Annotated in this window: 2 protein-coding genes; both read right to left on the bottom strand. The window is 53.0% G+C overall.

Annotated elements, in window-relative coordinates; genetic code table 11:
• Positions 1–289 (bottom strand): hypothetical protein (locus tag EZJ44_RS08855; protein ID WP_206661894.1); only part of this gene is annotated, 289 nt, incomplete at its 3' end.
• A complete protein-coding gene (locus tag EZJ44_RS08560) occupies positions 286–1,302 on the bottom strand; it encodes an RCC1 domain-containing protein (protein WP_131282564.1) in 1,017 nt (338 codons plus the stop codon). The genes EZJ44_RS08855 and EZJ44_RS08560, both read right to left, overlap by 4 nt.
• Positions 1,303–1,410: the final 108 nt, after the last annotated feature.

Genomic DNA, 1,410 nt, shown 5'->3' with positions numbered 1-1,410 from the left:
GGCGCACACGACTATTCCCGCCCACAGTCTTGTGTGCAGTGGTATGTTTCGGGTTAATAGTTCTAGCTTTAACTTGCGCGTGGGTGAATCCGTTTTTTATGAAGCGTCGCGGTCGCTTGCCCTCTGGTAGACGGTGTTGTTCTTCTCCTGGCTGTTCCATCGTCGATGCGGTTATTGTCTTGTGTACGGTAGAGGCGGTGAACGCTGCAGTCTTACGCACCGGCTTATGCTGATGCTTTTTATAGGCTTTCAGATAGGAATGCTTGGCAGTGGAGCGGATAGTGATCATTTCTTCACCCCGCCCGTCGTTGGCGCTTTCATTTCGGTGATACCCAGCACTGGCGCACCATCGTCAGACAGGCGCTTGTCATTGTTAGCTCCCCAACAATAGAGTTTTCCACTGCTCGATGAGGCACACGTGCCGAATCGTAAAGCCTTAACCGAGACTGGTTTGTCATCGCCAGGGAGTTTGATTTCTTTGACGCCGCTTGCTTTCACGCCTTGCTTGCCTGAGCCAAGCTGGCCAGCGTAATCGGATCCCCAACAATAGAGCTTGCTTGACGCTATGGCACAGGCGTGGACATCACCTGTGGCCAACGCTTCAATGTTCTTACCAGCGAGTGGCACTTTCGTTGGTGGTAAAACTTGTGTGTCGGTATCCCCTGCTTGACGCCACCTGTTGTCACCCCAACAAGTCACATTGCTAGCCGTGGCTGCGCAGGCAAAATCAGCACCAGCACTAACGTATTCAACTTTTTCATCGAGCACGAGCTTCACTACGTGATCCGACGAGGCGGCACCAGAGCCTAGCTGCCCGAGCGTGTTTTGCCCAATGCAGATAATCGTTTTATCTGCAGCGTTACACGTAAACGACGCACCCGTAGCCGTAAGTCCACCGAGCGGATCCTCAACCGCTGGCTTTGCCGGCACTGCCAGCGGTGCTGGCTCGGCTGGCGTATCAGTGCGGGCAAAGGCCTGATAGGCTGCAAATCCTGCCACGCTCATGATAACAAGGCTGCCTGCAATGATCCCGACTACTCGTAGCCTGCGGCCTTCGAATCTTTTACGTGTGCGCGTCGATGAGATACTGTCTTGGTCTTCGTCTGTGCTATCGCTTCGCGTTGGCTGCGGAGGGGTGATCAGGTCACCTGTCTCGAAAATGTACCTCGCCCATGATCCGAGGGCTGGCCACGAATTAGGGTGGGTTTCAAGATCATGCAAAAGTTCGGGTGTTAAATCGCTCGATGTAGCCTCAACAGCGATTCTGTAAAGATTCTCAGGAGGTAATTTTTTGTCAAGCATGCTTAACTCACCACGCTCGGAGTCTCAACAAACTTCGTGGAGAAGAGCTGGAAAATATGCGAGGCTGGATCCATTGTGTTATCGAACGGAACAATAGCCGCTCCAAGC

It is taken from the genome of Arcanobacterium bovis (assembly GCF_004331995.1).
Classification (GTDB): Bacteria; Actinomycetota; Actinomycetes; order Actinomycetales; family Actinomycetaceae; genus Arcanobacterium_A; species Arcanobacterium_A bovis.
Note: the sequence above shows the minus strand (reverse complement) of the source record. Positions and strands in the feature narration are given on the sequence as shown.